General features: G+C 31.4%; 7 protein-coding genes and 1 pseudogene. 2 read left to right on the forward strand and 6 right to left on the reverse strand.

Annotated features, from left to right (window positions below):
• Positions 1-3: 3 nt before the first annotated feature.
• Positions 4-657, reverse strand: coding sequence for a hypothetical protein (locus tag BTO04_RS09155; protein WP_087564203.1), 654 nt, complete (start codon positions 655-657; stop codon positions 4-6).
• 36 nt (positions 658-693) lie between these two features.
• Entirely contained in the window at positions 694-4,725 is a 4,032-nt protein-coding gene (locus BTO04_RS09160) for a T9SS type A sorting domain-containing protein (protein ID WP_087564204.1), read from the reverse strand.
• Positions 4,726-4,927: 202 nt separating this feature from the next.
• On the opposite strand from BTO04_RS09160, the gene BTO04_RS09165 reads away from it, so the two are divergent.
• Complete coding sequence (locus BTO04_RS09165) at positions 4,928-5,200, forward strand: hypothetical protein (protein ID WP_087564205.1); 273 nt, start codon at positions 4,928-4,930, stop codon at positions 5,198-5,200.
• Between the two features lie 228 nt (positions 5,201-5,428).
• On the opposite strand, the gene BTO04_RS15355 is transcribed toward BTO04_RS09165, so the two are convergent.
• Both BTO04_RS15355 and BTO04_RS09170 read right to left on the reverse strand, forming a co-directional pair.
• On the reverse strand, positions 5,429-5,605 hold the full coding sequence (locus BTO04_RS15355; RefSeq protein ID WP_198342049.1) for a hypothetical protein: 177 nt from the start codon (positions 5,603-5,605) through the stop codon (positions 5,429-5,431).
• A 26-nt stretch (positions 5,606-5,631) separates the two neighbouring features.
• Positions 5,632-8,790, reverse strand: coding sequence for a M43 family zinc metalloprotease (locus BTO04_RS09170; RefSeq protein WP_087564206.1), 3,159 nt, complete (start codon positions 8,788-8,790; stop codon positions 5,632-5,634).
• 529 nt (positions 8,791-9,319) lie between these two features.
• Between BTO04_RS09170 and BTO04_RS15200 the strand changes: the two are divergent.
• A pseudogene (locus BTO04_RS15200) lies at positions 9,320-9,473 on the forward strand (transposase); the annotation flags it as partial.
• A 127-nt stretch (positions 9,474-9,600) separates the two neighbouring features.
• On the opposite strand, the gene BTO04_RS09175 reads toward BTO04_RS15200, so the two are convergent.
• Both BTO04_RS09175 and ileS read right to left on the reverse strand, forming a co-directional pair.
• Positions 9,601-9,969, reverse strand: coding sequence for a TraR/DksA C4-type zinc finger protein (locus BTO04_RS09175; RefSeq protein WP_157662448.1), 369 nt, complete (start codon positions 9,967-9,969; stop codon positions 9,601-9,603).
• A 13-nt stretch (positions 9,970-9,982) separates the two neighbouring features.
• Positions 9,983-13,390 (reverse strand): isoleucine--tRNA ligase, encoded by a 3,408-nt coding sequence (gene ileS, locus BTO04_RS09180; protein ID WP_087564208.1) that lies wholly within the window; start codon positions 13,388-13,390, stop codon positions 9,983-9,985.
• Positions 13,391-13,588: the final 198 nt, after the last annotated feature.

Here is a 13,588-nt window from a genome sequence, read left to right on the forward strand (position 1 = left end):
CTATTATTGTGTTTTTTGGGTTGTTAAGAAAATATTAGCTTTTATTGTATTTATAGTAAGTTTTTTAGTGGCTTTCTCTTCGTTTTTTTGATATGATTTTGCTACTAAAGCACCATTAACATGAATACTACCAATAGTAGAAATTACATCTATAGCTGTATTATTTGAGGTAGCAAAAACATTACCACTATATAATTTTACATCAGTATTTTCTTTTACTGTATTTAATTTCACATTTCCCTTTTCAATAAAAACGCTAAGATTATTTTGACAGCTTTTAGACGCTATATTTATATCATCTCCAAAAATAGTTACAATTATATGCTTAGGTATTTTTACAACAGCACTTGCTCTATTTAATCTTTTGGTTATAAATTTTCTAAAAACTTTTTCATCAGTTTTAAATTCTGGGATATTAAATTTAATAGTGGCAATATTGTTTTCTTCATCAAAAACAATATGTTGCTTATTAGGGTTTTCTGCGTACAAAAAAATCTCTAAAAATTCAGATTCAGAATTTTCTAAAACAAAATCATCTAAACCTTCTGTAGAAATTTCTATTTCGCTAACAGTCGTTTCAAACTTTTTTGAGGCTTTCTTTTGCGAAAAAACGAGTATTGAAGTAAGCAAGAAAATTAATAAAAAACCCCTTTTCATAAAATTAAAACATTTAATTGTTATTTATCAATGCTACTAAAAGACTATTTTCTTTTGAATAGTTCCCTTTTCTGTATCTATAAGAACAATATAAGCTCCTTTTGGTAAATTAGCTACAGAAATAGCATTATGTGAAATTATATTTTCTTTTAAAATTAACGTACCTATTGTATTGTAAATTCTAATCGCTTTTTTCCCTGATGGCAATCCTGAAAAATGAATTTTCTCATTCGTATAAAAAAGAACTGCACTTGATAAGTTTGTATTTGATAAGGCAAGGACTTTAGATGAAGTGTGTAAATAAAATCTTCCAGAACCATTTATAGCTTCTTCACTTTTAAAACGATACGTTGTTTCATCATCATGCATTCGTGTAAAAATACCAAGTTCTTTATCCTCTATATAGATTTTCTCACCATCATTTCTATTTTTCATTAAAGCACGTATACTTATTTCGGTATTTGCTGGTGCAATTATACCAATTGGTACAACAATTGAATCATCTTTTGGAATTGATTGAATAGATAAATTCATATCTTTTTCTTGATTTACCAATTTTGTAAAAACCTCAAAATTACTAGACACTCCAGTATACAAAGAACTGTCGTAACCATTGTCAAAACCTGCTGTTGTGTTGTCTATAAAAAATATCTCTGCATATTTTTTATCTTTTCCTTTAGTAAGAGATAATCTTATTGATGGTCTTGACTGCTGCGTTTTAAAGAAAGTACTTACTTGATGACTTTGCATTAATGGTGTAAAAGAAACCATTCCTCCTGCTGATTTTGATTTAACGAAAAACCCTTGCCCTGGAGGAATAAATTGTGAAGATGTTGCCTGATTGATAGGGTTGTAAATAGTTCCGTTCCAAAGCCAAATTGTTGCCTCCTCTAATAAACTTGTATTTGTAGTTAAAAAATTATTTGTGTTATCTGCTTCAAAATTTAAAGGGATATAAGAAGCGTATACATTTCCTATAAGATTAAAAGAATTGGTAGTTCCTTTTGAGATGTCTTTCGTTGTAACTGTTGTTAATAAAGTTCCTGTATATGAAAGATTCCCTGTTGTAGTTCTTAATGTAGAATATCCTGTACCTTGTGTAAATTGAGATGATTCTCCTGTTAGCATATAGTGCCAATGCCCAGAATCATTGTTGTAGGTAGCAATACCTCTTTGACTTGTATTTATGCTTCCGGATGCAATGGAATTTGCTAAAACCCAATCATTATTATAATTCTGACCAATTACTGGTGAACTTGTTAAATGCCAATCTGTAGTAACAACCCTATTATAAGTTATATTTCCGGTAGAGTTGCCTTCTACAATTAAACTTCCAGAATTTGATGAACTAGAATATATAATAAAGGTTCCTTCATTTGTTAAATTTTCTTTTATAGTTAAAGAACCTAAAGCGTTTAATATTAATGAAGCACCTGTTTCAATAGAAAGATTTGCAACCGTAATTGTGGTATTTATAGCAGGACCCGTTGTAGTTTCTAGAATTTTCACATCCATTACACTTGTTGGCAATCCATTAGACCAATTACCTACATTATTCCAATCAGAATCTACTGTTCCTGTCCATGTTGTTAAAGTATTTCCTGTAAACTTACCTGTAAACATACCTCTACCATAACTGGCAGCCAAAATAGTGTTGTCCGAAGTTCTTAAACCGAGTGTAGTCACAGTTACGTTTGACATGCCGTTATACGAATGATTCCATTTTGGTGAAACCTCTTTAAAGTTATTTGTATTCCAAACACCTAATTCTGTTCCAATTATTACTTCGTCATTATTTAAAGGATTCATTAAAATACATTTTACCGGGAAATCTGGTAAATCACCTTCTTTATTAGCCCAATTTGTTCCTCCGTCAGCAGAATACCAAACATTTGTAACTCCAAAATTATGAAATGTTACCATAATTTCATCTTCATTAGCACCAAATTCTATTGAAGAAATACTTCCTAAAAACGAGCTCCCAGAAACATCTGTAATCGTTTGATTTTCTGTATTTGCGTTTTCAACCTTAGCTAAAGTTCCATCTGAAGTTCCAACAAAAACTTTTGAAGAAGTTAATGTAAAAGGAGACACCTTTATGGCACTAATATTATTTAAAAGTGCATCAGAAATATTTGTTCGTATAGGGGAACTTGTAGTTATATCAGTAAAACGAGCAAGGTGTGTTGTTCCGTTTGTATATAAAACATCTAAGTTCTCATCTAAATCCATTGCGTTCACAAAGCTCCCTGTACTTCTGTCAGACGAAATTCTAAATTCACTACCACTTGTATATGGTAAATCGAATCTAATTATTCTGTTATATAAATAGGTTACAATCATATACCCACCATCCTTATCAATAAAACATTTAGTTCCATCCCCACCAAAAACGCTAGTTGTTGCATTTACACCTGCTACTGCATTATCAAAAAATTGAGTTCCATTATCTTGAGCTCCTCCTAAAATATATTCTGGACTTGAACTTTGGCTTATTGTACCATGATAAAATTGAGTGATATTATAATCTTTATTTCTTGCATTAATGGCTGTAGTATTTGTATTGGCTGATGATAAAGAAGATGCATAGAAAACACCACCGTCATTACCAATAATTGCCACGTTAGCATCTGTTGGATGAAATAATAACGCATGCTGATCTGCATGGACTGTTGGAATCGTTAAATTATTACTATCAGACCATTTAGATATTTGAGACCAAGCACCTCCACTATCGGTAGTTCTAAATAAATTAATTCCTCCTACATATGCAATTGCATCATTAGTTGGGTCTACTTCAATTACTAAATCATAAAATGCTTGCCCTCTTGTAAAGTCATCTGCAGAATATCTTGCATCATTAGGTAATGTCAAAACTGTTGGCGAGGTTGCAAATGCATCCTCTGTTTTTAAGATTGATAGATATGGGGCTATAAGTGCTGTTTCTGCTCCATTTAATGTTGCCACTTCTGCCAATACATAAACCGTACTATCCTTTAGACTAGATACAGCTATTTCTGTTCTTTTTGCATTAGTAATTGTATGCTTTAGTGTAAATGTACTTCCATCAGAACTACTGTAAACTAAACCCCCACCTTTACCATGTACATTTCTTCTTGTACCTAACCACAATGTATTATCCAAACCTATCTCTAAATCATTAGGTGCAACATTAGTTTCATCTATAGTTAAGCTTACTCTATTCCAATTAGCTCCATTATCCGTAGATTTAAAAATGCCATAATCATTAAATCCTAAGTAAGTATCTATTGGATCTCTACTATATCCTGCAGCTCCTATTGCTGCAAAAACCTCAGAATCATTATTTGTTGCAGAACTTCCGTCTGAATCTCTTACAATAATATCTGTAGTATAATAGGTTCCTGGTACTAAGCCAGATGTTGTAACACCTCTTACTTTATAAACATTTGTCCAAGTATCTCCTCCATCTGTAGATTTCCAAATTCCATTTCCTAAAGCTTGAGCAGGAGAATGGACTTCACCAGTACCTAAATACATTATTTGCGAATCATTAGGATCTACAGTTATACAGGTTACTGATAGGTTTTCATCGATACCAACGCTTATCCACGACGAAGTTTCATCTGTAATATCATCATTTACCCAAAGTCCGCCACTAACTCCACCCGCAAAAACACGTTTATGAGTTACATCATTTGGATCAAAAAGCAAGGCTCTTGTTCTTCCTCCAACGTTATTTGGCCCCCTTTCTACCCATTGATTGTCAATACCGTCTCCCGGTGTTCTGTGTTGAATTAATCTTTGAGTTTTTAATTCTTTTTGAATTTTATAAGTATTTTCTGGATGAGTTCTGCCGGTATGAGGGTTAATCTCTAATAAATACTTTTGTTCTAAATATTTATTAGGCGGAATTCCATTAACCAATCTTTCTTCCCTAGAAAGCGTTAAAGTTGTATTTAAAATATGATTTTTAAGATACAGTTCATACTTTTCTTGTAAGTCTTTATTACTATTATTTCTTGATGAAACCTTATATATAAGAACACAACAAACAAGAAGAATTAAAATAACAATACTCTTTTTCATACCCTCAAAAATAAGGTAATTTTCTTACTTAGATGAGTGAAAAAATTAAGCGTTCAAACAATAGGGTGTTTTATTTGAATGCTTTGTCTCGTCTTAATATACTGTTACACTTAACTCTGTTTAATTATGTGAAAACATGGTTTTAAATTACTTGAAAAATAGAGCAGAATATTTAGCAGACTGAACTGATAAAAATGAAATTTTGTTTGATATAATAACTGATATTGCAGAAAAAGAGTTTAATATTCCTATCAGAAAAAGCAAGAAGCCAAGTTCTTTAGCCTTAACAGCAGATGTGTATTATAAGAAAATTATGGGATACAATGTTTCTAATAGCTTAAATGTAAAAGGGTCTTTACTTGCCTTAGAAATGGCATTAAAAAATAGAGCTTACAAAAATGAAGCTGGTATTTTTCATTATGATAGAGGCTTACGATATTGTTTTCTTCTTCAAAAACGAGATGTTGCCTGTTAGAGTTTTCTGCGCACAAAAAAATCTAAAAATTCAGTTTCAGAATTTTTTAAAACAAAATCATCTAAACCTTCTGTAGAGATTTCTATTTCATTTACAATCCTTTTTTACAAAAAAACCATAGTAGAAATCAATAGAAAAATTAAATGTATTTTTTTTATAAAAAAAAGGTTGTCTAAAAACTATTCTTTTTTAGACAACCTATTATTATTATTATTATAATATATATTCTTAAAACCCAGTTCCTGGAGCTTCAGGGCTTGCAGCTTGTGCTTTTTGCGGGTTTAAAATTAGATACGTTCCTAAAGCTGTTAAAGCAGCGTATTTACCGTAGTTTCCTATTTTTTTTATTGCTTGTTTACGCGTAATTTCTTGAGCAATATCTTGCGTGTTCTTTGTGTTTTTCATACTATTTTGTCTTAAAATTACCGTTATTATTCTAATATTATTTTCTTACTTAAGTTCCCTTTATCCGTCTTAAGTTTTACAACATAAACACCTGTTGCTAATTTTGGTAAAGCAATGTCTTTTACTCCATTAGATTGAAAAGAGGTGTTAAATACCTGTTTTCCCATAAGATTAAATAAAGTAACATTGGTTTTACTATTGTTTTGCAAGCCTGTAATTCTTAAAGTACTCGCATCGGTTTTAAAGACACTAACATTTTCTAAAGAAATATCTTTAACATCTAAAGAACTTCTAGAAGTATGTAAATAAAATCTTCCAATTCCGTTTAAGGCTTCAGTTGTTGTAATTTTATAAGTCCTATTTGCCTCATCTAAACGTGTGTATGTATTTGTTACGCTATCTTCTAAAAATATTTTTAGATCAGAAGTAAAGTTTGAAGCATTTAAAGAGAATGTAATTTCTTTACCACTTTCTGCATTAATACCAACAGGTACCACCATGTTTTCATAATTAGAATTTGGTAAGGTTTGTATTGCAAGGTTTTTACCTTTGTTATCTAAAACTAGTTGCGTATAAATAGCAAAGGGATTAGAAACTCCAGTAAATAGAGAGCTATCATAACCATCATCAAAACCAGTAGTTTTATTTTCTATGTAAAAAATTTCTGCGCTTTTTATAGTTGTACCCTCTTTAATAGATAACTTAATTTCTGGCCTGTTTTCTTGCTTTAAAAAAGTATCTCCACCACTATGAGTTTGCATCGCTTCCAATAAATTTACAGTACCTGTAGCTAAAGCTTTTACAAAAAAACCTTGTCCTGGAGCTATTTTATATGCATTTGCAAAATTCTTTGTAATGTATTCACCAACATTACTATTCGCTTTTGAATCCCATAACCAAATAGTTGGTTCAGCCAATATTCCTGATGAATTATTACTTAAAAATGTACCTCCATCTATATATGATGTATACGGGTTTCCAATGGCGTTATATTGATCACCAGTTGCATTAACAGTAATAGCTACACCAGCATTGTTCGTGTTTAGTGTTCCAACAAAATCTAGCGCAATTCCATTAGGTATAAGAGCATGGTCGAGTTTTAAAGTATACCCTTTTCCATTGGTGAAAGCACCAGGTGTATCACCTTCTGAATAATAAGCCCATTTAGCATTTACTCCATTCGTGTTTATATAAGGAGCAATACCTCGTTTTGTTCCATTCTTAGCCATGCCAGGTAAAAAACCAGCAATGTTGTGTCCGTTTACAGGAGATGAAATTAAGTGCCAAGCTTTACTAATATCAGCATTAGCAGTTACAAATCTCAAATATGTAACATTACCAGTAGCAGTACCTTTTACAATTAAGGAACCATTTGTTGCTGCATCAGATTTTATATTAAAAGCACCGTTATTGGTTAAATTTCCATCCATCGTTAAAGAACCACCTCCATTTACAATTAAAGTAGCATTGGCATCTATTGTAACATTATTAGCCACTGCTGCTGTACCAGAACTTATTATAGGTTGGTTAGTAGCTGTATTTGGAATTACAACATTATCTGTTACTGTTGGCACAGCACCTGAACTCCAGTTAGCAGTTGTTGCCCAATCTGTATTTGCACCGGTCCATGTAGAAACAGCAGCAGGTTCTATATACAAAGCATAATCTTCAGATTGGCCATATTGAAGGCTATCATAGCAAGCAGAATCGATAAGTATACATGCACAATTATTAATATATCTATCATCTAAATCAGTAATTAAGCGTATTCTTACATAATCACCATAAGGAATGTTTGTGGGGTAGGTAATCTGGTGTTGAATGGTTGCACCCCCTGTTATATCCTCTTCTAAGTATTGTTGTTCTGCGTTATCATTAAAATCACCGTCATCATTCCAATCAATCCAAATACCTAATTGATGGTGATTACCATTAAACATACCTACATTTATAGTATTTGTATTTTCTGTATTAATTTCAAAATAATTATTGGCATTTGCACTTTTATCTATATTACCATTGTCATTATATGTAGAAGATGAAGAAAACGTTACATTATTTAATGCAACACTAAGAATACCTGCAACACTACCACCATCATAAGTACTAGTATTTGTAGTACAAACGGATACTGGAGCAACATAAGTTGGGTCTGGTACTATTCCTGCTTTAGAATTAACAATGGATGTTCCTTCCATGGCAGCTCTTACTCTTGTTTTTTGATCAGCTGTCATTCTATCTGTACACTTGTAATAACTCATAATATTATTAATGGTGTTATTATCAACCCAATTTGCTGAGTTATTACAACTATTTACAGTAGGACAAGTACTTGTTTCTCTTTTATGTGGAACCGTATCTGCACAACCATCACTATCTGTCCCTACAGTGGCATCTGCTGGACATACACTACCATCTCCATCTCCTTTAAATGTATGGTGTAAATGAAAATAATGCCCAAGTTCATGAACCACAGTGCCATTATCTCCATTAGAATTTAATCCCCAACCATTGGTGTTTCCAGGATCATATCCAAAGACACTCGCCATCATTACTGACCCATGGTTACTACTAGTCTCATTATAAAAATAGGCATAGCCTTGATAACCAAATCCGCCATTGTTATCATCTAGTTCAGATACAATCCAAATATTAAAATAATCGCCCTGTGGCCAATTGCTCAGTGCAACAATATCACTATAACTTGCACCATTAGAGTTCTGAACATTTACACCATAGTCTGAATACCCTGCAAGATTAGAGGCATCAATTCTATTGATTCCGTTTGTAGCGTTATTACTTGGGTCTCTTTTAGCAAGTATAAATTCTACTCCAAAATCTAAGGAACTGTTTGCGGTTTGCCCTCTATAAAATTGATTTAAATTGTTTATACTACTTTGTATTTGTGCATCAGAAATGTTAATTCCTGTTCCTACATTTTCTCCTAAATGCAGAACATGCATTACTACAGGGATTGTTAAAACTTCGATAGGAGCACCACTGCGTTTTGAAAGACTTCTTTTTTCAATTGCTTCTTGAATTCTTTGTTCCGCGACTTTTTCTAATTGAATATAACTTGGATCTTGTCTTAATTTAGAGCGTTCATAATCAAAACCACAAGTTTGTGAGTAAGAATTTAAAAAGAACAGCGTTGTTATTAATAATAGTAGATAATTTTTTTTCATAATATGGAGGTTTTATTAAAGTAATAGAAAGCTAATTAAAAATTTATAAATCAATAAATTAATACTTTATTTTAATATGGAAACTACTATTTCTAAATTCGAAATAGTACTCGTTAATGTATTTGAAATTTTTTTAAAATTTCTCGGTAAAAATAAAACAAAATAACTTCTTATTATACCGTATTAATACCCTAAAAAAATGACTACCAATTTAAATTTGAGAGACTAAAGAAAATCATTTTTATTTTGTATTCTAAGATCGCTATTAACCTGAGTGTTTGCGCAGTAAGTACATGAAAACTGAATACCAAAAAATAAAGAGTATTTGCCAATTAAAAGAAATAAGGCAATTTTTATCTTTGAGGTATATAGCTAAAATGAGGTCAATTCAACTTTAAATTAAGGAGCGAGCGTTTTTAAAAAAGAGATTGCTACAAGTAGTAATCGCCAAAGTACAAGTAAAAGAACCTAATCTAATATAAAAATGATTATCAAGTCTTTAGATAAAAATTAGATGCTCTAATTTTAGGTACATATGGCAATTAGTAATGCCAAAACGAAATTTCACAGGTAATTATCATAAAATTAAGAGAAAATACTTGCAATTATATCTAAACGAATTTGTCTACAAACTAAACCGCAGATATTTCTATTACACTTACCATAGTTTCAAACTTTTTTGAAGCTTTCTTTTGCGAAAAAATAGCAATAGAAAATAATAAAACCGATATTAATATTGTTTTTTTCATAAAAAAAGCTTCTATAAAAAGAAGCTTTTTGTTTATTAATTAATAATAACTGTATTTTAAATTATTGTTTCCGCTTAGCTTCTATACTTAAAGTTGCATGAGGCACTAATCTTAAACGTTCTTTCTGAATTAGTTTACCAGTAACTCTACACACACCATACGTACCGTTTTCTATTCTTAACAAAGCATTACTAAGGTCTCTAATAAACTTTTCTTGTCTTATAGCTAACTGCACATTTGCTTCTTTATTCATCACTTCAGAACCTTCGTCAAAAGATTTAAATGATGGTGAAGTGTCATCTGTACCATTATCAGCATCATTTTTATATGCTGCGTTTAATAAAACCAAATCGGCTTGAGCTCTCGTCTTTTTTTTGTCAATAATTTCTTTAAATTCTTTTAAGTCTTCTTCTGAATATTTCATTTTCATAGCCGATATACCCTTAAATTTTTTCGATTAATATTTTGCTTTTTATGGTGTCGAATTCAATTTCTGTACCCATTTTTAATTCATCAACAAAAACCAATTCTTTGGTTAATGTTTCACTCATAATATAGTCTTTATTATCTGTGATAGATTTCTGTAAGTTTTCGAAATTTAAAACCGTTAACTTTATTCTATCTGTTACTTCTAAACCTGTGTCTTTACGTGCATTCTGAATTCTGTTTACCAATTCTCTGGCAACACCTTCTTTACGTAAATCTTCTGTTAAAGTAACATCTAAAGCAACTGTTAACGCTCCTTCATTTGCAACTAACCAACCTTCTATATCTTTAGATGATATTTCTACATCTGAGAGTTCTAAAGTAATATTTTTTCCGTTAATTTCAAGAAGAATGTTTTTATCTTTTTCTATTTTGTTAATATCTTCTTGGTTAAACTTCTGAACTTCTGCAGCTATAAAACGCATATCCTTACCAAACTTTGGGCCTAATGTTTTAAAGTTAGGTTTTATTTGTTTGATTAAAATACCCGAAGCGTCATCTAAAATCTGAATTTCTTTAATATTTACTTCGTGCTTTATTAAATCTGCAACCGCTAAAATTTCTTCCTTTTGCTGTTCATTATCAACAGGAATCATAATTTTTTGTAATGGTTGACGCACTTTTATCTTTTCTTTTGCTCTAAGTGATAAAACTAAAGAAGATATAATCTGTGCATTTTCCATTTTACGTTCTAACGATTTATCAACAAAACGGTCTTCAGATATTGGAAATTCTGCTAAGTGAATACTTTCAAAACTTTCTTTATTTGTAACCGCATTTAAGTCTAAATACAATTTATCCATAAAAAACGGCGCAATTGGCGCGCTTAACTTTGCAACGGTTACCATACACGTGTATAATGTTTGGTAAGCAGAAATTTTATCTGTTTGATAGTCTCCTTTCCAAAAACGTCTTCTACTTAAACGTACATACCAGTTACTTAAATATTCTTGTGTAAAATCTGATATTGCTCTTGCAGCTCTTGTTGGTTCATATGCTTCATAGAATTTATCTACTTTAGCTATTAACGTATGTAATTCTGATAAAATCCACCTGTCTATTTCTGGTCTTTCTTCTAAAGCTACATCTGCTTCAGCATAAGAAAAGCCATCAATATTTGTATATAAAGAGAAGAACGAGTAGGTGTTATACAGCGTTCCAAAAAACTTACGCTTTACTTCTTCAATTCCTTCTAAATCAAATTTTAAATTGTCCCAAGGGTTTGCATTTGCAATCATATACCAACGTGTAGCATCTGCTCCATATGTTGATAATGTTGTAAAAGGATCTGTTGCATTTCCTAAACGTTTAGACATTTTATGTCCGTTTTTATCTAAAACTAAACCGTTAGAAACAACGTTTTTATACGCTACAGAATCAAAAACCATGGTAGAAATTGCATGTAAAGTATAAAACCAACCACGTGTTTGGTCTACTCCTTCTGCAATAAAATCTGCTGGAAAAGATTCGTTGTTATCAATTTTTTCTTTATTTTCAAACGGATAATGCCATTGTGCATAAGGCATAGAACCAGAATCGAACCAAACGTCTATTAAATCGTTTTCACGTTTCATTGGTTCTCCTGTAGATGAAACTAATACTATTTCATCAACAATATTTTTATGTAAATCAATTTTTGCATAGTTTTCTTCTGTGTTGTTTCCAACTTCAAAATCTTCAAAAATATCTTTTGCTAAAACTCCAGCTTCAACGGCTTTTGCCATTTCGCCTTTTAATTCTTCAACAGAACCAATACAAATTTCTTCTTTACCATCTTCTGTTCTCCAGATTGGTAATGGAATTCCCCAATAACGAGATCGAGATAAATTCCAATCGTTTGCATTTGCTAACCAGTTTCCAAAACGCCCAGTTCCTGTAGATTCAGGTTTCCAGTTAATGGTTTTGTTTAACTCATGCATTCTGTCTTTTACATCCGTTACTTTAATAAACCAAGAATCTAATGGATAATATAAAATAGGCTTATCTGTTCTCCAACAATTAGGGTAACTGTGCTTATATTTTTCAACCTTAAAGGCTTTGTTTTCTGTTTTTAATTTAATAGCCAACTCAACATCTATAGATTTTTCTGGCGCTTCACCATCATTATAATATTCGTTCTTAACATATTTACCAGCAAATTCTCCCATTTCTGGTCTAAATCTACCCTGTAAATCTACTAACGGAACTAAATTACCATCACTATCTTTTACCAACATTGGTGGTATTTCTGGTGTTGCTTGTTTTGCAACTAATGCATCATCTTGCCCAAAAGTTGGTGCTGTATGTACAATTCCTGTTCCATCTTCTGTAGTCACAAAGTCTCCTAAAATTACTCTAAAAGCATCTTGTTTATTTTCAAATTCACAACCGTAATCTAAAATTTGTTCGTATTTAATATCTACTAAATCTTTACCAACAAACTCTTTAATTATGTAATAAGGAATTTTCTTATCACCAGAATTATAAACAGATAAGCCTTCTGAAGTTTCAACTTCAAAATTATTTTTTCCTCCAAATTGTTTACCAACTAATTTTTTAGCTAAAATTACTTTTGTAGGTTCAAATGTATATTGATTAAAAGTGTCTACTAAAACATATTCAATTTTTGGCCCAACAGTTAATGCAGTATTACTTGGCAATGTCCAAGGTGTAGTTGTCCAAGCTATAAAGTAAATAGTTCCTTCGTTTTGTAAAAAATCTGGAAGCGTATTTTCTATTGCTTTAAATTGCGCAACAACAGTTGTATCTGTTACATCTTGGTACGTACCTGGTTGATTTAATTCATGAGAACTTAAACCGGTTCCTGCTTTTGGTGAATATGGCTGAATCGTATAGCCTTTGTAAATTAATTTTTTATTGTAAATCTCTTTTAACAACCACCAAACAGACTCCATGTATTTTGGTTCATAGGTAATATATGGATCTTCCATATCTACCCAGTACCCCATTTTCTGAGTTAAATCGTTCCAAATACCTGTGTAACGCATTACTGCTGTTCTACAAGCTGCGTTATAATCTTCTACAGAAATTTTCTTTCCAATATCTTCTTTGGTAATTCCTAATTCTTTTTCAACCCCTAATTCTATAGGTAAACCATGTGTATCCCAACCAGCTTTACGCTTTACTTGGTACCCTTTCATGGTTTTATATCGCGGAAAAATATCTTTAATTGCTCTTGCTAAAACATGGTGTACACCAGGTAAACCGTTAGCAGAGGGAGGTCCTTCAAAAAACACAAAAGGTTTATTTCCTTCTCTAGTGGTTACACTTTTTTCAAAAATGTTATTTTCTTCCCAATAATTTAGAATTTCTTCTGCTACTTTTGGTAAGTCAAGTCCTTTATATTCAGTGAATTTCGTGCTCATTTTCTATCTTTTCTAATAAGATTGCGAAATTAAGGATTTTCTTGCAATTTTTCTTAGTTGAAAGTCGCAAAGTTGCAAAGGGTAAAAAAAAGTTACATCGTTACAAAGTGACAAAGAAATTGGCGTGATAATTCTAAAAATTAAAGGGTTTTAAATTCTTAAACTATTCGCTTTTTTTAACTTAGAAACTTTGCAACG

This window comes from Polaribacter sp. SA4-10, assembly GCF_002163835.1.
Classification (GTDB): Bacteria; Bacteroidota; Bacteroidia; order Flavobacteriales; family Flavobacteriaceae; genus Polaribacter.

Excerpts from the sequence above, each read along its gene's own strand:
- BTO04_RS09155 (WP_087564203.1), bottom strand. The coding sequence starts at position 657 with ATGAAAAGGGGTTTTTTATTAATTTTCTTGCTTACTTCAATACTCGTT.
- BTO04_RS09160 (WP_087564204.1), bottom strand. The coding sequence starts at position 4,725 with ATGAAAAAGAGTATTGTTATTTTAATTCTTCTTGTTTGTTGTGTTCTT.
- BTO04_RS15355 (WP_198342049.1), bottom strand. The coding sequence starts at position 5,605 with ATGAAAAACACAAAGAACACGCAAGATATTGCTCAAGAAATTACGCGT.
- BTO04_RS09170 (WP_087564206.1), bottom strand. The coding sequence starts at position 8,790 with ATGAAAAAAAATTATCTACTATTATTAATAACAACGCTGTTCTTTTTA.
- BTO04_RS09175 (WP_157662448.1), bottom strand. The coding sequence starts at position 9,969 with ATGAAAATGAAATATTCAGAAGAAGACTTAAAAGAATTTAAAGAAATT.
- ileS (WP_087564208.1), bottom strand. The coding sequence starts at position 13,390 with ATGAGCACGAAATTCACTGAATATAAAGGACTTGACTTACCAAAAGTA.